We start from the raw sequence: 26,407 nt of genomic DNA, 5'->3' as shown, positions 1-26,407 counted from the left end.
AGCCCGGGAGCCTTGGACCCGGCACGGCCGGAGCCCCTTCGGCCGCCCGGCCGGGACCTATTCGGCATCGTCGCCGAGCTCCTTCTGGATGAGAGCGATGAGTTCGTCGTCGCCGGCCGCGTCCAGCCGGTCGGCCAACGCATCGCCGCCGTCGGCCTCGTCCGCAGTCCACTTCGCCAGGAACGCCTGCAGCCGCACCGTCACCCGCGCCCGAACCAGCCCGTCGGACCGGCCGGCCGCGAATGCCGCCTCCAGTTCGTCCAGCGCGCTGAGCACGGGCTCGACCACGTCCCCGCCGCCCTCACCCAGCTCGTCGAGCAGATGACGGGCGAGCACGACCGGGGTCGGGTAGTCGAACACCATCGTCGAGGTGAGGGGCAGCCCGGTGTCCTTCGACAGCACCTTGCGGAACTCGACCGCCGTCAGCGAGTCGAACCCGAGATCGCGGAACGTCCGCCCGTCCACGTCCTCCGTCGACTTGTAGTCGAGCACGGTGCCGATGCCCCGGTGGATCAGCTCCAGCATGGCCCCCTCCTGCTCCTCCGGGCTCATCCGAGCCAGTCGGGCACGCAGTTCGGCGGCCCTGGCCCCGTCGTCCGCTTCCTGGGGCTCGTCGGGGGTGGCGGCCGTCTCGGTGAACTCGTGCAGCAGCGGGCTGGGCCGCAGCAACGTGAACGCCTCGGTGAAGCGGCTCCAGTCGACATCGGCCACCGTCAGGCCACTGTCTCCCTGGTCGATCGCCTGCGCCAGGGCCCGGACCGCCAGGTCCGGCTCCATCGGCGCCAGGCCGCGTCGCCGCAGGCTCCGGGCCGCCTCGGGATCCGCCGCCATCCCGGCCGCGCCCCACGGCCCCCAGGCCACCGAGGTGCCGGCCAGGCCACGCTCCCGACGGTGCGACACCCATGCGTCCAGGAACGCGTTGGCCGCCGCATACGCCGCCTGGCCGCCGCTGCCCCAGGTCGCCGCGATCGAGGAGAACACCACAAAGAGGTCGAGCGACAGGCCAGCCGTCAACTCGTCCAGATGCCTCGTCCCGTCGACCTTGGCCCGCAACACCGCGGCCACCGCATCCGGAGTGGCCACCGCCAACTGTTGCGGGACGTCCACCCCGGCCGCATGGACGACGCCGACCAGCGGCCACTGGGCGGGGATACCGGCGATGGCCGCGGCAAGGGCGTCGCGGTCGGCGACATCGCAGGCAACGACCGTTGCCTGGCAGCCGAGTTCGGCCAGTTCCTCGACCAGGCCGTGGGGCGCGACGCCGCTCCGGCTGGTCAGCACGAGATGCGGCGCACCGCGACCGGCCAGCCACCTCGCCACCTCCGCCCCGAGGGCGCCGGTGCCGCCGGTGATCAGCACGGTGCCCGTGGGCCGCCACTCCGTATCGGTCATGGCCGCCGGAATCGCCCGCGTCAGTCGCCGGCCGTACACCTCCGCCCCGCGAATCGCGATCTGGTCCTCCACCTCGCCGGCGAGCACCTGGACCAGTCGCTCACCGGCCGCCGCATCCACCACCTCGGGGATGTCGACCAACCCGCCCCAGCGCTGCGGGAGTTCCAGGGCCGCGACGCGTCCCAGACCCCACACCGTGGCCAGCTCCGGGTTTGTCAGTCGGTCGGAGCGGCCGATGGCTTGGGCGCCTCGGGTGAGGACCCAGAGGGGTGCCGGGATGTCGGTGAGGGTCTGGATGGTGGTGAGGGTGTCGGTCCAGCTTTCGGGGGTGAGGATGATGCCGGCTGTGTCGGGGAGTTGGGCGATTTCGTCGATGGGGAGGTTGACGACGGTGGCGCCTGCGGTGGCGAGGGCGGTGGAGATGTCCTCGTCCTCGGTTCCGGCGATCACCCAGGTGCCGGAGAGCGCCGGTGCGGGGAGGTCGGTCAGTGGTTGCCAGGTGATGCGGTAGCGCCAGGAGTCGAGTGTGGAGCGTTCCTGGTGCCGCTGGCGCCAGGCGGACAGCGCGGGCAACGCGGACTCAAGCCCGGCCAGTTCCTCCAGGTCACCGCGCTCCACCGCGCCCCAGAACGCGGAGTCCACCAGCCCCTCGCCCGCTTCAGACTCTGCGGAGGGCTCGGGCCAGTAGCGTTCGTGTTGGAAGGCGTAGGTCGGCAGGCTGACCTGGCGGCCGCCCCAGCCGGTGAACAGGGCTGGCCAGTCGATGGTGGCGCCGGTGGTCCACAGGCGGCTGAGGGCGGTGAGGGCGGTGTCGGTCTCGTCGCGGTCCTTGCGAAGGAGGGTGGCGAAGGTGGCGTCGGCGACGGTGGTCTCCTGGGCCATACCGGACAGGACACCGTCCGGGCCGAGTTCGAGGTAACGGGTCACGCCCAGCTCAGCCGTTGCGGCGACGGCGTCGGCGAAGCGGACCGTCCCACGGACCTGCTGGAGCCAGTACTCGGGCTGTTGCATCTGCCCGGGTTCGGCTATAGCTCCGGTGAGGTTGGAAACGATCGGGATCCGGGCGGGGTTGAACGTCAGGTTGTTCAGGACCGAAGCGAATTCGTCCAGCATCGGCTCCATCAGGGCCGAGTGGAACGCATGCGACACCGTCAGAATGTTGAACCGCCGGCCTTGCTTGGCGCATTCGGTCGCGTAGTGGTTGATCGCGTCGATGTCGCCGGAGAGGACTACGGAGTTCGGGCCGTTGACGGCGGCGACATCCAACCCTGAGTCGGTGACGTCCGTTTCGGTCGCTTCGACGGCGAGCATCCCGCCACCGGAGGGCAGGGCCTGCATCAGGCGTCCGCGCTCCGCGACCAGGGTGCACGCGTCGTCCAGGTCGAGAACGCCGGCGACATGGGCGGCCGTGATCTCACCCAACGAATGGCCGAGCAACACGTCAGGGACCACCCCCCAGGACTCCACCAGCCGGTAGAGCGCGACTTCGAGAGCGAACAAGCCGGTCTGCGCCCACCCCGTCTGATCCAAGTCCACGCCATCGGTCAGGACCGCACGCAACGGCCGGCTCTGCCGAACATCCAACCGCGCACAGACCGCGTCAAACGCCTCCGCAAACACCGGAAACATCTCATACAAGCCGAGGCCCATGCCGGAGCGTTGGGATCCCTGGCCGGTGAAGAGGAATGCGGTCCGCCCCTCGGTCGCCGTACCCGTGGCCAGCACATCCCCGTCACCGGCCAACACTGTGCGATGTTCCAAAGCAGCCCGTGTCGTGGCCAGGGACCACCCCACATCCACCGCGCCCAACCCGGGCCGCTCAGCAACGAACGACCGCAACCGTGCGACCTGAGCCCGCAACCCGGCCTCCGACCGCGCCGACACCACCCACGGCACCAAACCAGGCCGCTGACCAGTGGGTTCGCCAACCGGCTCGGGTTCGGGCTGCGGCGCCTGCTCCAAAATCACATGCGCATTGGTGCCGCTGATCCCGAACGAGGAGACCCCCGCCCGCCGCGGACGATCCACCTCAGGCCACGCCCGCGCCTCCGTCAACAACGCAACCGCACCCGCCGACCAATCCACCTGCGGCGACGGCTCATCCACATGCAACGTCGCCGGCAACACCCCCCGCCGCAACGCCAACACCATCTTGATCACACCCGCCACACCCGCAGCCGCCTGAGTGTGACCGATGTTCGACTTGATCGACCCCAACCACAACGGACTGTCCTGATCCCGGCCCTGCCCATAGGTCGCCAACAACGCCTGCGCCTCGATCGGATCACCAAGCCGCGTGCCCGTCCCATGCGCCTCCACCGCATCCACATCAGCAGTGGTGAGGCGGGCATTGGCCAGGGCCTGGCGAATCACCCGCTGTTGCGAGGGACCATTCGGCGCCGTCAAACCATTCGACGCACCATCCTGATTCACCGCCGAACCCCGCACCACCGCCAACACCTCATGACCGTTCCGCCGCGCATCCGACAACCGCTCCACCAACAACAAACCCACACCCTCACCCCACCCCGTCCCATCCGCCGACGCAGCAAACGCCTTACACCGACCATCCGACGCCAACCCATCCTGACGATCAAACTCCACAAACGCACCCGGCGTCGCCATCACCGTCACCCCACCAGCCAAAGCCAGTTCACACTCACCCGACCGCAACGCCTGACCCGCCCAATGCAACGCCACCAACGACGACGAACACGCCGTATCCACCGTCACCGCAGGCCCCTCCAACCCAAACACATAAGACACCCGACCGGACAACACCGCCGCCGCATTACCCGTAGCCGCATGCCCCTCACCCCGCTCCCCAGAAGCAGCCAACACATGCATATAGTCCTGACCATTAGTCCCCGCGAACACCCCCACACTCCGCCCCCGCAACGAACGCGGATCCAACCCCGCCGACTCAAACACCTCCCACGCCGCCTCCAACAACAACCGCTGCTGCGGATCCATCGCCACAGCCTCACGCGGCGAAATCCCAAACAACCCCGCATCAAACCCACCCGCATCGGCAATAAACGCCCCGACTCCTCCCAGCATCTCGGCCGGCCAGCCGCGATCCGTCGGGAACACCGACATACCATCCACCGCACCATCCACCAGATCCCACAACTCCTCCGGCGACCCAACCCCACCCGGGAACCGGCACGCCATCCCCACAATCGCCAACGGCTCATCCACAGCCACAGCCGCCGTGCCCGAAGCCCCCACCTCGGACGCCACCACAACACCAGCACCAGCGTCGCCCGCCAGCTCCGCCGACAAATAAGCGGCCAACACCATAGGCGTCGGATAATCAAAAACCAGCGACGTCGGCAACCCCAGCCCCGTCCGCGCCGACAGAAGATTACGCAACTCCACAGCCATCAACGAATCAAAACCCAGATCCCGAAACGCCCGCCCCGGCTCAACAACCTGCCCACTCCCATGCCCCAAAACCGAAGCAGCCTGCTCCCGCACCACATCAAACAAAACCTGCTGCCACTGCCCGACCGGAAGTGCGGCCAGTTGTGCGCGCAGCCCGGCCTCGGTGCCCTGACCCGGGGTCTCCGGTGTGAGGGCGGCTTCGGGGAGTTCGGCCAGCAGACGGCTGGGGCGCGCGGAGGCAAAGGCCGGGGCGAACCGTTCCCAGTCGATATCCGCCACCGTCATATCCACACCACCATGCCGAACAGCCTCGGCGAAGACCCGCAGCGCCAACTCGGCATCCAACGGCCGTACGCCACCGCGCTGTAGGCGTTGCACGACCGAAGCATCCCCGGCCATGCCCTCCGCCCACGGCCCCCAAGCGATCGACACCGCCGGCAGACCACGCTGACGCCGCTCCTGCACCCACGCATCGACCGCCGCATTCGCCGCCGCATAGTTCCCCTGGCCCGCACTCCCCACCGTGCCCGCCATCGAGGAGAACACCACCAACCACTCAACAGGAAGCCCGACCGTCAACACATCCAGATTCCGCAACCCACCGACCTTCGGCCCCCACACCGACGCCAACCGCTCCCCCGACAAACCATCCAACATCGCATCATCCAACACCCCGGCCGCATGCACGACACCACTCAACGGCCACTCCGCCGGAATACCGTCGATCGCTGCGGCAAGAGCGTCCCGGTCCGCGACATCACACGCAACGACCGTCGTCCGAGTACCAAGTTCAGCCAACTCCTCAACCAACCCCTCGGGCGCAACACCCCGGCGACCGGTCAACACCAGATGCGGCACACCCCGACCCGCCAACCACCGCGCCACCACCACACCCAACGCCCCCGTACCACCCGTAACCAGCACCGTGCCCAACGGCCGCCAACCCTCATCAACCGAACCCGCCGAAACCACACGCGTCAAACGCCGACCATAAACACCAGCCCCACGCACCGCCACCTGATCCTCACCAGCGACGCCCGCAGCCAAAACCCCCACAAACCGAGCACCAGCACGCGCGTCCAACTCAACCGGCAAGTCAACCAAACCACCCCAACGATCCGGCACCTCCAACGCCGCAACCCGGCCCAGACCCCACACCCCCGCCTGGTCGGGATTGACCAACCGATCCGAACCACCCACCGACACCGCACCCCGCGTCACCACCCACAACGGCGCCACCACCCCACCCAACACCTGCACCACGCCCAACACCTCAGCCACATCACCAGCCACCAACACCACGCCCACCACCTCGGGCAGCCCCAACACCTCCTCGGCCGGGACACTCACCACCGTCGCACCGGCATCCGCCAACGCCGAAGAGACATCAAGGTCTTCGGAACCAACCACCGCCCAGGTACCCGACAACCTCGCCGGCGGCGGCTCGGCCAACGGCTTCCAAGTGATCCGGTAACGCCACGAGTCCAACGCCGTCTGCTCCTGATGACGTTGACGCCAGGCGGACAACGCCGGCAACGCCGACTCCAAACCGGCCAACTCCCGCGTGTCCCCACGCTCCACCGCATCCCAGAACGCCGCATCAACCAAACCGCCACCAAGAGGCTCGGAAACCGACTCCGGCCAGAACCGCTCACGCTGGAACGCATACGTCGGCAGACCCACCCCACGACCACCAACCAACAACGCCGACCAATCCACCCCAACACCCACCGCCCACAACCGACTTACCGCAGTCAGAGCAGCATCCACCTCATCCCGATCCTTACGCAGCACGGGCACGAACACCGCATCCGCAACAGTCTCCTGGGCCATCCCCGACAGCACCCCATCGGGGCCCAATTCGATGTAACGGGTCACACCCAGCTCCGCCGTGGCGGCAACCCCATCGGCGAAACGAACCGTCTCACGCACCTGCCTCAGCCAGTACTCCGGCTGTTGCAGCTGCCCAGGCTCAGCAACCGCCCCCGTCAGATTCGAAACGATCGGAATCCGAGCCGGGTTAAACGTCACCCCAGCCAAAACAGCGGCGAACTCATCCAACATCGGCTCCATCAACGCCGAATGGAACGCATGCGAAACCGACAGAACACTGATCCGCCACCCCCGCTCCAAACACCTCGCCACATACACCCGAATCGCCTCAACAGCACCCGAAAGCACCACCGACTGCGACCCATTGACCGCAGCGATATCCAGACCGGAGTCGGCGACATCGGCCTCGGTGGCCTGGACGGCGAGCATTCCGCCGCCGGACGGCAGGGCCTGCATCAGCCGACCGCGCTGGGCGACCAGGGTGCACGCATCATCCAGCGACAGAACCCCGGCGACATGGGCGGCGACGATCTCGCCCAGGGAATGGCCCAGCAGCACGTCGGGGGTCACGCCCCAGGACTCCACCAGGCGGTAGAGCGCGACTTCGAGAGCGAACAGGCCGGCCTGGGCCCATACCGTCTGATCGAGGTCGGCCCCATCGGTCAGGACCTCGCGTAGGGGGCGTTCCAGGTGGGTGTCGAGGCGTTCGCAGACCGCGTCGAAGGCCTCGGCATAGACCGGGAATGCCTCATACAGGCCCTGGCCCATGGCGGCGCGTTGTGATCCCTGGCCGGTGAACAGGAACGCGGTGCGGCCTTCGCTTGCGGTGCCGGTCGCGAGCACGTCTCCATCGCCGGCCAGGACGACCCGATGCTCCAACGCGGCCCGCGTTGTCGCGAGCGACCAGCCGATGTCGATCGCGTCCAACTCCGGACGTTCGGCGACGAACGACCGCAACCGGGCCACCTGTGCCCGCAGCGCGGCCTCGGACTTCGCCGACACCACCCACGGCACCAACCCCGGCCAACGAACCGTGGATTCGGTAACCGGCTCAGGCTCAGGCGCCTGCTCCAAAATCACATGCGCATTGGTCCCGCTGATCCCGAACGACGACACCGCCGCCCGCCGAGGCCGGCCCACCTCGGGCCACGCACGCGCCTGCGTCAACAACGCAACCTCGCCCTCGGACCAGTCCACCTGGGGGGAGGGTTCGTCCACGTGCAGGGTCGCTGGCATCATCCCGTGGCGCATGGCCAGCACCATCTTGATCACACCCGCCACACCCGCAGCCGCCTGGGTGTGGCCGATGTTCGACTTGATCGACCCCAACCACAACGGCTCCCCACCCTCACCCCGATCCTGCCCATACGTCGCCAACAACGCCTGCGCCTCAATCGGATCCCCAAGACGCGTCCCCGTCCCATGCGCCTCCACCACGTCGATATCGGCGCCCGTCAGACGGGCGTTGGCGAGGGCCTGGCGAATCACCCGCTGTTGCGAGGGACCATTCGGCGCCGTCAAACCATTCGACGCACCATCCTGATTCACCGCCGAACCCCGCACCACCGCAAGAACCTCATGCCCGTTCCGCCGCGCATCCGACAACCGCTCCACCAACAACAAACCCACACCCTCAGCCCACCCCGTCCCATCCGCCGACGCAGCAAACGACTTACACCGACCATCCGACGCCAACCCATCCTGCTGATCAAACTCCGCAAACGCCGTCGGCGTCACCATCACCGTCACACCACCAGCCAACGCCATATCACACTCACCCGACCGCAACGCCTGCCCCGCCAAATGCAACGCCACCAACGACGACGAACACGCCGTATCCACCGTCACCGCAGGCCCCTCCAACCCAAACACATAAGACACCCGACCAGAAATCACACTATTCGCAGCACCCGACAACACATGCCCCTCAGAACCAACAGCCACATACCCCGACGACAACGCCCCCGCAAACACCCCCACACTCCCACCCCGCAACGAACGCGGATCCAACCCCGCCGACTCAAACACCTCCCACGCAGCCTCCAACAACAACCGCTGCTGCGGATCCATCGACAAAGCCTCACGCGGCGAAATCCCAAACAACCCCGCATCAAACCCATCCGCACCATCCACAAACCCACCCACACCACCAACCCGACCCGCCAAATCCACCGGCCAACCACGATCCACCGGAAAAACCGACATACCATCCACCCCACCATCCACCAAATCCCACAACTCCCCCGGCGACCCAACCCCACCCGGGAACCGACACGCCATCCCCACAATCGCCAACGGCTCATCCAGCGGAACCACCCTCGCGGCCGCCGGCGCAGACTCCAGCGCGCCGAACAACTCCCGCGCCAGGTACTCACCGAGCACCGTCGGGTTGGGATAGTCAAAGACCAGCGTGGCCGGCAACCGAAGCCCCGTCGCCGAATTCAACCGATTCCGCAGCTCGACGGCGGTGAGGGAGTCAAAGCCCAAATCCTTGAACGCCTGCCGCTCGCCCACCGCATCGGCCGAGCCATGCCCCAAAACCGCAGCCGCACCGCTCCGCACCAACTCCAACAGCATCTGCCGCTGCTGGGCCTCAGGTACCGAACGCAGCCGCTGCACCAACGCCAAACCCGCACCCGAAGCCTGCGCCACCCCACGCCGCACCCGACCAGAAACCAAGCCCCGCAGCAACGCCGGCACCTCACCCGCCGACCGCACCGCCGCCAGGTCAAGATTGACCGCCACCAGGTGCGCCACCGAACGCGACAGCGCCGCGTCGAACAGAGCGAGCCCCCGCTCCGTCGACAGCCCCTGCCCAAGCTGGCCCCGCAGATGCCCGGTCATATCACTGGCCTGCTCCCACAAGCCCCAGCCCAGCGACAGACCCGGTAGCCCCTCCGCCCGACGCCGGACGGCCAGACCGTCGAGGAACGCATTGGCCGCCGCGTAGTTCGCCTGCCCCGGCGTACCGAACGTCGCCGACGCCGAGGAGTACAGAACGAACAGACTCAGATCCGCATCACGCGTCAGCTCATCCAGGTTCACCGCAGCGGTCGCCTTCACCCGCAGCACCGTCTCCAGGCGCTCGGGGGTCAACGCGGTGAAGACACCGTCATCGAGCACACCCGCGGCATGAACGACGCCGGTGAGCGGTGCGTCGGCGGGGATACCGTCAAGGACCGCCGCCAGAGCATCGCGGTCGGCGGCATCACACGCCGCCACCCGCGCGTCCGCACCCAACGCGGCGAGTTCGGCCGTAAGTTCTGCCGCTCCCGGGGCCTCCATGCCTCGCCGCGACAACAGCAACAGGTGTCGCGTCCCATGTTCGACCACCAGATGCCGGGCCAGCAGACCACCCAGAGTTCCCGTGCCACCGGTGATCAACACGGTACCGCCCACAACCGACGGCACCGCGTGTTCCACACCCGCCACCGCTCGGGCCAACCTCGGCACCCACACCTGCCCATCACGGACAGCGACCTGCGGCTCATCCACACCGGCCAACAACGTCAGATCCGCGTCCTCGGTGTCGGCCGGGTCGGCGTCCACCAGGACGATCCGGTCCGGATGCTCCGACTGCGCCGACCGCACCAGACCCCACACCGCCGCACCCACCACATCCACAACCTCATCCGACCCCACCGCCACGGCGCCCCGCGTCACCACCGCCAACCGCGACCCGAACGACGCCTCGTCCGCCAACCACTCCTGCACCCCACGCAACACCTCGCCGAGCACCTGCTCCAGCGGGCCATCGCCGGCCACCAGCAAGGAGAACTCCGTCGGCTCGGCCGGAACGGCTGCGGGCAGCGCGCTCCAGTCGATCGCGAACAGCGCGTCATCGCCACCACGTCCGGCCGACGACAACTGGTCCGTCGACACCGCCCGCGAGATCAACGAACGCACCACCGCCACCGGCAGACCGGCACCGTCGGCCGCCCGCACGACGACTGCCTCGCCCTCGGAGCGAATCGCCACCCGCAATGTGGTCGCCTCGACCGCGAACAGCTCCACACCCGACCACGCGAACGGCAACCTCGGTCCGGAAGCCTGGTCAGGCCCACCGGACAGGAGGTGCGCCGGATGCAACGCCGCGTCCAACAGCGCCGGATGGATACCGAAACCGTCGACCGGCTCGGAGAGCGCGATGTCCGCGTACACACCCGACGCATCACGCCAGGCCGCCCGCACGCCTTGGAACTTCGGTCCGTACTCGAAGCCCGCGTCGACCAACGTCTCGTAGAACCCCTCGACATCCACCGCGGCCGCGCCCTGCGGCGGCCACACAGCCAGATCGAAAGCGGACGTTTCGGGCTCGGAGACGGCGAGGAAGCCCGTCCCGTGCAGGACCCATTCCTCGCTGCCCTCGGCGCGGGCATGGACGTGCGTCGGGCGGTCACCGGACTCGTCCGGGCCCTCGACGCGTACCTGAACCCGCACCCCGCCGGACGCCGGCAGCACCAGCGGCGACTGCAGCACCAGCTCGCGGACGAGACCGCAACCGACCTCCTGGCCGGCACGCAGCACCATCTCCACCAACGCCGCACCCGGCACCATCACATGCCCGGACACCACATGATCGGCCAGCCACGGCTGCGCGCCCACCGACAACAGGCCGCTCAGCACCACCCCGTCGCCCTCGGCCAACGAGACGACCGTCTCCAGCAACGCATGCCCGGCGCCGAACGCACCGCTGCCGCCCGGCAACGACCGTGGCCAGTACCGCTCCCGCTGGAACGCATAGGTCGGCAACTCGACACCTCGACCGCCCCAACCGGCGAACGCCGCCGGCCAGTTGACGTTGACGCCGATGGTCCAGAGGCGGCTGAGGGCGGTGAGGGCGGTGTCGGTCTCGTCGCGGTCCTTGCGGAGGACGGGGGCGAACGTGGCGTCGGCGGCCGTCTCCTGGGCCATGCCGGACAGCACCCCGTCGGGGCCGAGTTCGAGGTAGCGGGTCACGTTCATGCTGCCGAGGGCGGTAACTCCCTCGGCGAAGCGGACGGTTTGGCGGACCTGCTGGAGCCAGTACTCGGGCTGTTGCATCTGCCCGGGTTCGGCTATGGCACCGGTGAGGTTGGAAACGATCGGAATGCGAGCGGGGTTGAACGTCAGGTTGTTCAGGACCGAAGCGAATGCGTCCAGCATGGGTTCCATCAGGGCGGAGTGGAACGCGTGCGAGACGGTGAGGATGTTGAACCGCCGGCCTTGGCTGGCGCATTCGGCGGCGTAGCGTTCGATGGCTTCGGTTGGGCCGGAGAGGACCACGGAGTTCGGGCCGTTGACGGCGGCGAGGTCAAGCCCTGAATCGGCGACATCGGCCTCGGTGGCCTGGACGGCGAGCATTCCACCGCCGGCGGGCAGGGCCTGCATCAACCGACCGCGCTCGGCGACCAGGGTGCAGGCGTCATCAAGGCTGAGGATCCCGGCGACATGGGCGGCCGTGATCTCGCCCAGGGAATGACCCAACAGCACGTCGGGGACCACGCCCCAGGACTCCACCAGGCGGTAGAGCGCGACTTCGAGAGCGAAGAGGCCGGCCTGAGCCCAGCCCGTTTGATCGAGGTCGGCCCCGTCGGTGAGGACTTCGCGTAGGGGGCGTTCCAGCCGCGCGTCGAGGTGTTCGCAGACCGCGTCGAAGGCTTCGGCGTAGACCGGGAATGCCTCATACAGGCCCAGGCCCATCCCCGCGCGTTGTGATCCCTGGCCGGTGAACAGGAACGCGGTGCGGCCTTCGCTTGCGGTGCCGGTCGCGAGCACGTCTCCATCGCCGGCCAGGACGACCCGATGCTCCAACGCGGCCCGCGTTGTCGCGAGCGACCAGCCGACGTCGACCGCGTCCAACTCCGGACGCTCGGCGACGAACGACCGCAACCGGGCCACCTGCGCCCGCAACCCGGCCTCGGACTTCGCCGACACCACCCACGGCACCAACCCCGGCCAACCAACCGCGGATTCGGTAACCGGCTCAGGCTCAGGCGCCTGCTCCAAAATCACATGCGCATTCGTCCCACTGATCCCGAACGACGACACCGCCGCCCGCCGCGGCCGGCCCACCTCGGGCCACGCCCGCGCCTGCGTCAACAACGCAACCTCACCCGCCGACCAGTCCACCTGCGGGGAGGGCTCGTCCACGTGCAGGGTCGCCGGCATCAGACCGTGGCGCATGGCCAGCACCATCTTGATCACACCAGCCACACCCGCAGCCGCCTGCGTGTGCCCGATATTCGACTTGATCGACCCCAACCACAACGGCTCGCCACCCTCACCCCGATCCTGCCCATACGTCGCCAACAACGCCTGCGCCTCAATCGGATCCCCAAGACGCGTCCCCGTCCCATGCGCCTCCACCACATCCACATCCGCACCCGTCAACCGCGCATTCGCCAACGCCTGCCGAATCACCCGCTGCTGGGAGGGACCATTCGGCGCCGTCAAACCATTCGACGCACCATCCTGATTCACCGCCGAACCCCGCACCACGGCCAACACCTGGTGGCCGTTCCACCGCGCATCCGACAACCGCTCCACCAACAACAAACCCACACCCTCAGCCCACCCCGTCCCATCCGCCGACGCAGCAAACGACTTACACCGACCATCCGACGCCAAACCATCCTGCTGATCAAACTCCGCAAACGCCGTCGGCGTCACCATCACCGTCACACCACCAGCCAACGCCATATCACACTCACCCGACCGCAACGCCTGCCCCGCCAAATGCAACGCCACCAACGACGACGAACACGCCGTATCCACCGTCACCGCAGGCCCCTCCAACCCAAACACATAAGACACCCGACCCGAAATCACACTATTCGCAGCACCCGACAACACATGCCCCTCAGAACCAACAGCCACATACCCCGACGACAACGCCCCCGCAAACACCCCCACACTCCCACCCCGCAACGAACGCGGATCCAACCCAGCCGACTCAAACACCTCCCACGCAGCCTCCAACAACAACCGCTGCTGCGGATCCATCGACAAAGCCTCACGCGGCGAAATCCCAAACAACCCCGCATCAAACCCATCCGCACCATCCACAAACCCACCCACACCACCAACCCGACCCGCCAAATCCACCGGCCAACCACGATCCACCGGAAACACCGACATACCATCCACCCCACCATCCACCAAATCCCACAACTCCCCCGGCGACCCAACCCCACCCGGGAACCGACACGCCATCCCCACAATCGCCAACGGCTCGTCGGTCCCCGTAGTGAGCGCCGGCCGCCGCAGTACGTCCGGCTGCGCCTCGGGCGTGCCGAGGAACTGCGACAGGAGTTGATCGCTGAGAACGGTCGGGTTGGGATAGTCGAAGACCAGCGTGGCCGGCAACCGAAGCCCCGTCGCCGTATTCAACCGATTACGCAGCTCGATCGCGGTGAGGGAGTCAAAGCCCAGGTCCTTAAATGCCTGGCGTTCGCCGACCGCATCGGCCGAACCATGCCCCAGTACGGCCGCCGCACCGCTCCGCACCAACTCCAACAGCATCTGCCGCTGCTGAGCTTCGGGCATCGACCGCAGTCGCTGTGCCAGCGCCAAACCGGCACCCGATGCCTGCGCCACCCCACGCCGCACCCGGCCGGCGACCAGGCCCCGCAGCAACGCCGGCACCTCACCCGCCGCCCGCACCGCCGCCACGTCAAGATTGACCGCCACCAGGTGCGCCACCGAACGCGACAGCGCCGCGTCGAACAGAGCGAGCCCCCGCTCCGTCGACAGCCCATGCCCAAGCTGGCCCCGCAGATGCTCCGTCATGGCGCTGGCCTGCTCCCACAAGCCCCAGCCCAGCGACAGACCCGGCAGCCCCTCCACGCGGCGACGCGCGGCCAGACCGTCCAGGAACGCGTTCGCCGCCGCGTAGTTCGCCTGCCCCGGCGTACCGAACGTCGCCGACGCCGACGAATACAGAACGAAGAGCGCGAGATCAGCGGCGCGCGTCAGCTCGTCCAGGTTGACGGCCGCGGTCACCTTCGCCCGCAACACCCTGTTCAACCGTTCTGGAGTGAGGGCGGTGAACACTCCATCGTCAAGCACACCGGCCGCATGGACAACGCCGGTCAGGGGCGCGTCGGCGGGGATCCCGTCGAGGACGGCCGCCAGAGCATCGCGGTCGGCAGCGTCACAGGCCACCACCCGCACCCGCGCGCCCAGCTCCTCCAACTCGCCGACCAGATCCATGGCCCCCGGAGCGTCCGGGCCCTGACGCGACAACAACAACAGATGCCGCACCCCATGCTCGACGACCAGATGCCGGGCCAGCAGACCACCCAACGTCCCCGTCCCACCGGTGATCAACACCGTGCCGCCCACCACCGACGGCACCGCGTGTTCCACACCCACCGCTCGGGCCAGCCTCGGCACCCACACCTGCCCGTCACGAACGGCGACCTGAGGCTCATCAAGACCGGCCAACAACGCCAGGTCGAAGTCCTCGGTAGCCGCCGGATCAGCATCCACCAACACAATCCGATCCGGATGCTCCGACTGCGCCGACCGCACCAAACCCCACACCGCCGCACCCACCACATCCCCAACCTCATCCGGCCCCACAGCCACGGCACCCCGCGTCACCACCGCCAACCGCGAACCAAACGACCCCTCGTCCACCAACCACTCCTGCACCCCACGCAACACCCCACCAAGCACCTGCTCCACCGAACCATCACCCACCACCAACGTGGAGAACCCAGCCCCATCAGAAGAACCAACCCCCGAAGACAGAGCGATCCAATCGACAGCGAACAACGCATCATCGACCCGTCCACCCGACGACAACTGCTCCGCCGACACCGACCGCAACATCAACGAACGCACCACCGCCACCGGAACACCAGCACCATCCGCCGCCTCCACAACAACACCCTCACCCACCGAACGAATCGCCACCCGCAACACCCTCGCCCCCACCGCGAAGAGTTCCACACCCGACCAGGCAAACGGCAACCTCGGCCCGCCAGCAGTCTCAGCCTCCCCTAGAACAAACCCCGAAGAGTGAAGCGCGGCATCAAGCAACGCCGGATGAATACCAAACGCATCAACCCCAGCCACACCAGACTCCGGCAACACCACATCCGCATACACCCCCAACTCATCACGCCAAACCGCCCGCACCCCCCGAAACACCGGACCATAACCAAGACCCGCCCCCGCCAAAGCCCCATACAACCCCTCAACATCCACCGCCACCGCACCCTCCGGCGGCCACACACCCAAATCAAAGTCACCGGCCTCCCGTTCAGACACAGCGAGGAGACCCGACGCATGAACAACCCACTCATCGGCACCCTCAGCACGGGCATGGACATACACCGGCCGATCACCCGCATCGTCCACGCCCTCGACACGCACCTGAACCTGAACCCCACCCGACTCCGACAACACCAACGGAGCCTGCAACACCAACTCACGCACCAAAGCACAACCAACCTCCTGCCCCGCCCGCAACACCATCTCCACCAACGCCGCCCCCGGCACCACCACCTCACCCAACACCACATGATCACCCAGCCACGACTGCACACCCACCGACAACCGCCCCGTCAACACCACCGCATCACCATCAGCCAACGCCACCACAGAACCCAACAACGCATGCTCAGCACCCACCAAACCAACAGCACCCAAATCACCCACACCCACATTCGGACGCGGCCAATAACGCTCACGCTGAAAGGCATACGTCGGCAACTCGACAACCCGACCACCCCAACCGCCAAACACAGCCGACCAATCGACGTTGACGCCAGCGGCCCAGAGGCGGCTCGCGGCGGTCAGCGCAGTGTCGGTCTCGTCGCGGTCCTTCCGGAGGACGGGGGTGAACGTCGCTTCGGCGGCCGTCTCCTGGGCCATGCCGGACAACACACCGTCGGGGCCCAGTTCGAGGTAACGAGTCACGCCCATCGCCTCAAGCGCAGTGACACCATCGGCAAAGCGGACCGTCCCACGGACCTGCTTCAGCCAGTACTCCGGCTGTTGCATCTGCCCGGGTTCGGCCACGGCGCCGGTCAGATTGGACACGATCGGAATGCGAGCGGGGTTAAACGTCAGGTTGTTCAGGACAGAAGCGAATTCGTCAAGCATGGGTTCCATCAACGCCGAATGGAACGCATGCGACACCGACAGAACGGTGAACCGCCGGCCTTGGTCGGCGCATTCGGCCGCGTAGCGCTCGATAGCCGCAACGTCCCCAGAGAGCACCACGGACTGCGGACCATTGACGGCGGCGAGGTCAAGCTCGGAGTCGGCGACATCGGCCTCGGTGGCCTGGACGGCGAGCATCCCGCCGCCGCTCGGCAGCGCCTGCATCAGGCGTCCGCGCTCCGCCACCAGAATGCACGCATCATCCAACGACAGAACCCCGGACACATGCGCGGCGGTAATCTCGCCCAGGGAGTGGCCCAACAGCACGTCGGGGATCACGCCCCAGGACTCCACCACGCGATAGAGGGCGACTTCGAGAGCGAACAGGCCCGCCTGAGCCCAGCCCGTTTGATCGAGGTCGGCCCCATCGGTCAGGACTTCTCGTAGGGGGCGTTCCAGGTGGGTGTCGAGGTGTTCGCAGACCGCGTCGAAGGCCTCGGCATAGACCGGGAATGCCTCATACAGACCCTGGCCCATGGCGGCGCGTTGTGATCCCTGGCCGGTGAAGAGGAACGCGGTGCGGCCTTCGCTTGCGGTGCCGGTGGCGAGCACGTCTCCATCGCCCGCCAGGACGACTCGATGCTCCAACGCGGCCCGTGTCGTGGCCAACGACCAGCCGACATCGACCGCGTCCAACTCGGGACGCTCGGCGACGAACGACCGCAACCGGGCCACCTGAGCCCGCAACCCGGCCTCGGACTTCGCCGACACCACCCACGGCACCAACCCCGGCCAACCAACCGCGAGTTCGGTAACCGGCTCGGGTTCGGGCTGCGGCGCCTGCTCCAGAATGACGTGCGCGTTGGTGCCGCTGATCCCGAACGACGACACCGCCGCCCGCCGCGGGCGACCCACCTCGGGCCACGCACGCGCCTCCGTCAACAACGCAACCTCGCCCTCGGACCAGTCCACCTGCGGCGAGGGCTCATCCACGTGCAGGGTCGCCGGCATCAGACCGTGGCGCATGGCCAGCACCATCTTGATCACACCCGCCACACCCGCAGCCGCCTGCGTATGACCGATGTTCGATTTGATCGACCCCAACCACAACGGCTCGCCACCCTCACCCCGATCCTGCCCATACGTCGCCAACAACGCCTGCGCCTCAATCGGATCACCAAGACGCGTCCCCGTCCCATGGGCTTCCACCACATCCACATCCGCACCCGTCAACCGCGCATTCGCCAACGCCTGCCGAATCACCCGCTGTTGGGAGGGACCATTCGGCGCCGTCAAACCATTCGACGCACCATCCTGATTCACCGCCGAACCCCGCACCACCGCAAGAACCTCATGCCCCTTCCGCCGCGCATCCGACAACCGCTCCACCAACAACAACCCCACACCCTCAGCCCACCCCGTCCCATCCGCCGACGCAGCAAACGACTTACACCGACCATCCGACGCCAACCCATCCTGCTGATCAAACTCCGCAAACGCCGTCGGCGTCACCATCACCGTCACACCACCAGCCAACGCCATATCACACTCACCCGACCGCAACGCCTGCCCCGCCAAATGCAACGCCACCAACGACGACGAACACGCCGTATCCACCGTCACCGCAGGCCCCTCCAACCCAAACACATAAGACACCCGACCCGAAATCACACTATTCGCAGCACCCGACAACACATGCCCCTCAGAACCAACAGCCACATACCCCGACGACAACGCCCCCGCAAACACCCCCACACTCCCACCCCGCAACGAACGCGGATCCAACCCAGCCGACTCAAACACCTCCCACGCAGCCTCCAACAACAACCGCTGCTGCGGATCCATCGACAAAGCCTCACGCGGCGAAATCCCAAACAACCCCGCATCAAACCCATCCGCACCATCCACAAACCCACCCACACCACCAACCCGACCCGCCAAATCCACCGGCCAACCACGATCCACCGGAAAAACCGACATACCATCCACCCCACCATCCACCAAATCCCACAACTCCCCCGGCGACCCAACCCCACCCGGGAACCGACACGCCATCCCCACAATCGCCAACGGCTCATCCAGCGAAACAGCCTTCCCGGCCATCGCCGGCGCCAGCGGCGACGCCGACTCAAGCACACCGAAGAACTGCTCGGCCAGGTAATCAGCGAGCAGCGTCGGGCTGGGATAGTCAAAGACCAGCGTGGCCGGCAACCGAAGCCCCGTCGCCGAATTCAACCGATTACGCAGCTCGATCGCGGTGAGAGAGTCAAAGCCCAGGTCCTTAAATGCCTGGCGTTCGCCGACCGCATCGGCCGAACCATGCCCCAGTACGGCCGCCGCGCTGCCCCGCACCAACTCCAACAGCATCTGCCGCTGCTGGGCCTCAGGCACCGAACGCAACCGCTGCACCAACGCCAAACCGGCACCCGAAACCTGCGCCACCCCACGCCGCACCCGACCGGAAACCAGGCCCCGCAGCAACGCCGGCACCTCGTCGGCCGACCGCACCACCGTCAGGTCAAGGTTGATGGGCAACAACTGCGCCACCGAACGCGACAATGCCGCGTCGAACAGGGCAAGCCCCTGCTCGGTGGACAGGGCCATGCCGGCGCTGGTCGCCCGGGCCCGGTCGGTCTCGGCGAGCTTGCCCGTCATGGTGCTGGCCTGCTCCCACAGGCCCCAGCCCAGCGACAGACCCGGCAGCCCCTCCACGCGGCGACGCGCGGCCAGACCGTCGAGGAACGCGTTCGCCGCCGCGTAGTTCGCCTGCCCCGGCGTACCGAACGTCGCCGACGCCGACGAATACAGAACGAAGAGCGCGAGATCAGCGGCGCGCGTCAGCTCGTCCAGGTTGACGGCCGCGGTCACCTTCGCCCGCAACACCCTGTTCAACCGCTCCGGGGTGAGGGCGGTGAACACCCCGTCGTCAAGCACACCGGCCGCATGGACAACGCCGGTCAGCGGCGCGTCGGCGGGGATCCCGTCGAGGACCGCCGCCAGAGCGTCACGGTCGGCGGCATCACACGCCACCACCCGCGCCCGCGCGCCCAGCCCCTCCAACTCGCCGACCAGATCCATGGCCCCCGGAGCGTCCGGGCCCTGACGCGACAACAACAACAGATGCCGCACCCCATGCTCGACCACCAGATGCCGCGCCAGCACACCACCCAACGTCCCCGTCCCACCGGTAATCAACACCGTGCCACCCACAACCGACGGCACCGCGTGTTCCACACCCACCGCTCGGGCCAACCTCGGCACCCACACCTGCCCACCACGAACGGCGACCTGAGGCTCATCCAAACCGGCCAACAACGCCAGGTCGAAGTCCTCGGTAGCCGCCGGATCAGCGTCCACCAACACGATCCGATCCGGATGCTCCGACTGCGCCGACCGCACCAAACCCCACACCGCCGCACCCACCACATCCACCACACCACCGGAAGTCGCCGGAACCGCACCCCGCGTCACCACCGCCAGACGCGAACCAAACGACCCCTCATCCGCCAACCACTCCTGCACCCCACGCAACACCCCACCGAGCACCTGCTCCACCGAACCATCGCCCACCACCAGCAGGGAGAAGTCCGTCGGCTCGGCATGAACAACGACCGGGGGCAACGCACTCCACTCCACCGCGAACAGCGCATCATCGACCCGCCCGGCCGACGACAGCTGCTCCGCCGATACCGACCGCAACATCAACGAACGCACCACCGCCACCGGAACACCAGCACCATCCGCCGCCTCCACAACAACGCCCTCGCCCACCGAACGGATCGCCACCCGCAACACCCTCGCCCCCACCGCGAACAACTCCACACCCGACCACGCGAACGGCAACCTCGGCCCGCCAGCAGTCTCAGCATCCCCTAGAACAAACCCCGAAGAATGAAGCGCGGCATCAAGCAACGCCGGATGAATACCAAACGCATCAACCCCAGCCACACCAGACTCCGGCAACACCACATCCGCATACACCCCCAACTCATCACGCCAAACCGCCCGCACCCCCCGAAACACCGGACCATAACCAAGACCCGCCCCCGCCAAAGCCCCATACAACCCCTCAACATCCACCGCCACCGCACCCTCCGGCGGCCACACACCCAAATCAAAGTCACCGGCCTCCCGTTCAGACACAGCGAGGAGACCCGACGCATGAACAACCCACTCATCGGCACCCTCAGCACGGGCATGGACATACACCGGCCGATCACCCGCATCGTCCACGCCCTCGACACGCACCTGAACCTGAACCCCACCCGACTCCGACAACACCAACGGAGCCTGCAACACCAACTCACGCACCAAACCACAACCAACCTCCTGCCCCGCCCGCAACACCATCTCCACCAACGCCGCCCCCGGCACCACCACCTCACCCAACACCACATGATCACCCAGCCACGACTGCACACCCACCGACAACCGCCCCGTCAACACCACCGCATCACCATCAGCCAACGCCACCACAGAACCCAACAACGCATGCTCAGCACCCACCAAACCAACAACACCCAAATCACCCACACCCACATTCGGACGCGGCCAATAACGCTCACGCTGAAAGGCATACGTCGGCAACTCAACAACCCGACCACCCCAGTTGGTGAAGACGGCTGGCCAGTTGATCTCAGCCCCAACCGTCCACAGTCGGCTCGCGGCGGTCAGCGCAGTGTCGGTCTCGTCGCGGTCCTTCCGGAGCACTGGCACGAACGTCGCTTCGGCAATGGTCTCTTGGGCCATTCCGGTCAGGACGGCGTCGGGGCCGATTTCGAGGTAACGGGTCACGCCCATCGCTTCAAGCGCGGTGACTCCGTCGGCGAAGCGGACCGTCCCACGGACCTGCTTCAGCCAGTATTCGGGCTGCTGTATTTGGCCGGGTTCGGCTATGGCTCCGGTGAGGTTGGAGACGATGGGGATGCGGGTGGGGTTGAACGTCAGGTTGTTCAGGACAGAAGCGAACTCGTCCAGCATCGGCTCCATCAACGCCGAATGGAACGCATGCGACACCGACAGAACGGTGAACCGCCGGCCCTGGTCAGCGCATTCGGCCGCGTAGCGCTCGATAGCCGCAACGTCCCCGGAGAGCACCACGGACTGCGGACCATTGACGGCGGCGAGGTCAAGCCCGGAGTCGGCGACATCGGCCTCGGTGGCTTGGACGGCGAGCATTCCGCCGCCGCTCGGCAGCGCCTGCATCAGGCGTCCGCGCTCTGCCACCAGGGTGCACGCATCATCCAGCGACAGAACCCCGGACACATGCGCGGCGGTAATCTCGCCCAGGGAGTGGCCCAACAGCACGTCGGGGATCACGCCCCAGGACTCCACCACGCGATAGAGGGCGACTTCGAGGGCGAAGAGGCCGGCTTGGGCCCATGCCGTCTGGTCGAGGTCGGCCCCGTCGGTCAGGACCTCATGCAGGGGGCGTTCCAGGTGCGTGTCGAGGCGTGCGCAGATCGTGTCGAAGGCTTCGGCGTAGACCGGGAACGCTTCATACAGCTCCTGTCCCATACCGGGGCGTTGGGAGCCCTGGCCGGTGAAGAGGAATGCGGTGCGGCCTTCGGTTACCGTGCCTGTCGCGAGGATGTCTGTGGTGTCGGTGAGGACGATTCGGTGTTCCAGGGCGGCTCGTGTGGTGGCGAGTGAGAAGCCGATGTCGATCGCGTTCGACTGGGGTCGTTCGGCGAGGAAGGTTTGTAGTCGTGTGACCTGTGCTTGGAGTGCGGTTTGGGTTTTGGCGGATATGGGCCAGGGCACCAGGCCGGGGGCTTGCCGGGTCGTGCGTGGGGTGTGTGGTTTGGGTGTGGGGGCTTGTTCGAGGATGACGTGGGCGTTGGTGCCGCTGATGCCGAAGGAGGAGACGGCTGCGCGGCGGGGTCGGTCGGTTTGGGGCCATTCTCGTGGGTGGGTGAGGAGTTTTACCGCGCCGGCTGACCAGTCGATCTGGGGTGAGGGTTCGTCCACGTGCAGGGTTGCCGGGAGTATGCCGTGGCGCATGGACATGACCATTTTGATGATGCCGGCGGCTCCGGCGGCTGCTTGGGTGTGGCCGATGTTGGATTTGATCGAGCCCAGCCACAGGGGTTCGTCGTTTTGGGCGCGGTGTTGGCCGTAGGTGGCGATGAGTGCTTGGGCTTCGATGGGGTCGCCCAGGCGGGTGCCGGTGCCGTGGGCTTCGACGATGTCGATGTCGGCGGCGGTGAGGTGGGCGTTGGCGAGGGCTTGTTGGATGACGCGTTGTTGGGAGGGTCCGTTGGGGGCGGTCAGTCCGTTGGAGGCGCCGTCTTGGTTGACGGAGGTGCCGCGGACGATGGCGAGGATGGGGTGGTTGTTGCGTTGGGCGTCGGCCAGGCGTTCGACGACCAGGATGGCTGCGCCTTCGGACCAGCCGGTGCCGTCGGCTGCGGCGGCGAAGGATTTGCAGCGGCCATCCGCGGCCAACCCACCCTGGCGGGCGAAGTCGACGAAGACTCCTGGGGTGGACAGCACGGTCACGCCGCCGGCCACCGCCAGGTCGCATTCGCCCGACCGTAGTGCCTGTGAGGCCAGGTGGAGGGCGACCAGGGAGGAGGAGCAGGCGGTGTCGACGGTGACGGCGGGGCCTTCGAGGCCGAAGGTGTAGGCGGCGCGTCCGGACAGGACGCTGCCGGCGTTGCCGGTGCCCAGGAACGCTTCCACGCCTTCGGGGACGGTGCCGAGGCTTTGGGCGTAGTCGTGGTACATCACCCCGGCGTAGACGCCGGTCGCGGAGCCGCGCAGGGAGTGGGGGTCGAGGCCGGCGGATTCGAAGGCTTCCCAGACGCTTTCCAGGAGGAGGCGTTGTTGTGGGTCCATGGCCAGGGCCTCACGCGGGGAGATCCCGAACATCGCGGCGTCGAACTCACCCGCGCCGGTGACAAAGCCACCCACGCCGGAGACCTCGCTCCAGGCCACCTCCCACCCACGGTCATCGGGAAAGTCCGTGATCCCGTCCCGACCCGCCATGACCAGATCCCACAACCCAGCCGGCGAAACCACACCACCCGGCAGACGACACGACATCCCCACAATCGCAATCGGCTCATCCACCACAGCCGAACGCACAGGCCGCGCGGACCGCACGGGAGTCGGCGTGCCGGTGTCCGACAGCAGACCGGCCAGGTGGTCCACCAACACCTGGATACTCGGGTAGTCGAACACCAGCGTCGCGGGCAGCCGCAACCCGGCAACCGTGTTGAGACGGTTGCGGAACTCCACAGCGGTCAACGAATCAAAACCCAGGTCCTTGAACGCCTGCCGCTCGCTGATGGCGTCCGCCGACGCATGCCCCAACACCCGCGCCACCTCCGCCAACACCAGGTCCTGCAACAACCCGCGCCGCTCCGCTGGCGACAGGCCCGCCAACTGCCGCAACAACTGCGGCTCGCCCCCGGCCACACGCCCGGCCCGGCGCACCACAGCGGCAGGCACAAACCCACGCAACAACGCCGGCACCGGACCAGCCGAACCCCACGATCTCAGGGCGCCCACATCCAGCAGCATCGCCACTACGCCCGAACGGTCCACCCCCAGCGCGGCATCGAACAGGGCCAGCCCCTGCTCGTCCGACAACCCGGAGCCAAGACGAGACGCACGATCCTGCAGATGTCCCGTCATCCCACTGACCCGCTCCCACAACCCCCAACCCAACGACAACCCCGGCCGCCCCTGCGCACGACGCCGCGCCGCCAGACCGTCCAGGAACGCGTTAGCCGCCGCGTAGTTGCCCTGCCCCGGGGTGCCAAGGGTCGCGGCGACGGAGGAGTAGAGCACAAACATCGACAGATCGACGTCGCGGGTGAGTTCGTCCAGGTTGACGGCGGCGGTGGCCTTCGCCCGCAACACCGTCTCCAGACGCTCCTGCGTCAACGCCGTGAAAACGCCGTCGTCCAACACACCCGCAGCGTGAACGACACCGGTCAACGGAGCCTCCACCGGCACCTCCCGCGCCAACACCGCCGCCAGAGCGTCACGATCGGCCGCATCACACGCCACAACCCGCACATCCGCGCCCAACGCGCCGAGTTCGGCGGTAAGGTCCCCAACCCCCGCAGCATCCGAACCCCGACGGGACAACAACAACAGGTGACGGACGCCGTGTTCGGTCACCAGGTGCCGGGCCAACAGACCGCCCAGAGCCCCCGTCCCGCCGGTGATCAACACCGTGCCATCGCCAACCGATGGCACCGCCCGCTCCACATCGGTCGTCACCCGAGCCAACCGGGGGACCAACACCCGCTCGCCACGAACGGCGATCTGCGGTTCGTCCACACCGGCCAGCAGCGACAGATCGAAGTCCTCGGCGCCGGCCGGGTCGGCGTCCAGCAACACGATCCGGTCCGGATGTTCCGACTGCGCCGACCGCACCAGGCCCCACACCGCCGCGCCCACCGGATCGACGGCATCGTCGGGAGTGGCGGGGACCGCACCCCGCGTCACCACGGCCAGACGCGACCCCAACGCCCCCTCGTCCGCCAACCACCCCTGTATTCCACGCAGTACGTCGCCGAGCACCTGCTCCAGCGGGCCATCACCGGCCACCAGGGTCGTCCACTCCGAGGCGTCCGCCCTGTCCTCATGGGCAGCGGTGGCAGGGGACGAAGACGGGATCCAGTCGACCGCGAACAGCGAATCGTCTCGCGCTGCGGCGACGGTCAGCTGCTCGCGGGAGACGGTCCGCGATATCAACGAACCCACTCGCATGACCGGCAGCCCATGGCCGTCGGCCGCCCGCACCTGGACGCCTTCCCCCTCGGGAACGATCGCCACCCGCAACGCCGTCGCGCCGACCGCGAAGAGCTCCACGCCCGACCAGGCGAACGGCAACCGAGGCCCGGAGACCTCGCCATCACCGGCCAGCAGACCAGAGGGATGCAACGCGCTGTCCAGCAGCGCAGGGTGAATGCCCAGCCCCTCGACCCCGTCCGCGTTGGGCAACGCCACCTCGGCATAGACGCCGGACTCGTCACGCCAGGCCGCCCGCACACCCTGGAACATCGGCCCGTAGGCAAAGCCGGCGTCGGCCAACGCCTCGTAGAACCCCGCAACATCCACCGCGACCGCACCCTGCGGCGGCCACGCGGACAGATCGACCCCAGACGCTTCGGGCTCGGAGACGGCGAGGAAACCCGACGCGTGCAGGACCCACTCCTCGGAGCCCTCGGCGCGAGCATGGACATGAACCAGCCGATCGCCCGCCCCGTCCGGCCCCTCCACCCGCACCTGAACCTGTGTCCCACCCGACTCCGGCAACACCAACGGCGCCTGCAACACCAACTCACGAACCAGACCGCAACCAACCTCCTGGCCGGCCCGCAACACCATCTCCACCAACGCCGCACCCGGCACCACCACCCGGCCCAGTACGACATGGTCGGCCAGCCAGGACTGGGCACTTGTCGACAACACCCCCGTCAGCAGCAGCCCATCGCCCTCGGCAAGCGCCACCACAGCGCCCAACAGCCCATGCCCGGCGCCCGTCAAGCCGAGCGCACCCGCATCCCCAGTGATCACACCCGGCTGCGGCCAGAACCGCTGCCGCTGGAAGGCGTACGTCGGCAGCGGAATCGCCCGGCCGCCCCAACCAGCGAACACAGCCGACCAGTTGACGTTGACGCCGGCCGTCCACAGACGGCTGATGGCGGTGATGGCGGTGTCCGTCTCCTCGCGGTCCTTG

General features: G+C 67.4%; 1 protein-coding gene (only partly in view). It reads right to left on the bottom strand.

Translation table 11 applies throughout. The annotated features are described in order from the left end of the window. Nucleotides 1–57 precede the first annotated feature (57 nt). A protein-coding gene (locus AOM46_RS35745; RefSeq protein WP_062218136.1) for a type I polyketide synthase crosses the window boundary here: on the bottom strand, nt 58–26,407 show its 3' portion. 6,815 nt of this gene lie beyond the right edge of the window; only the last 26,350 of its 33,165 coding nucleotides appear in the window; its start codon lies beyond the right edge, outside the window — the gene reads right to left on this strand; its stop codon occupies nt 58–60.

This window comes from Streptomyces sp. NBRC 109706 (assembly GCF_000974485.1).
Taxonomy (GTDB): Bacteria; Actinomycetota; Actinomycetes; order Streptomycetales; family Streptomycetaceae; genus Streptomyces.
This window is presented reverse-complemented; position numbering and strand designations above follow the sequence as displayed.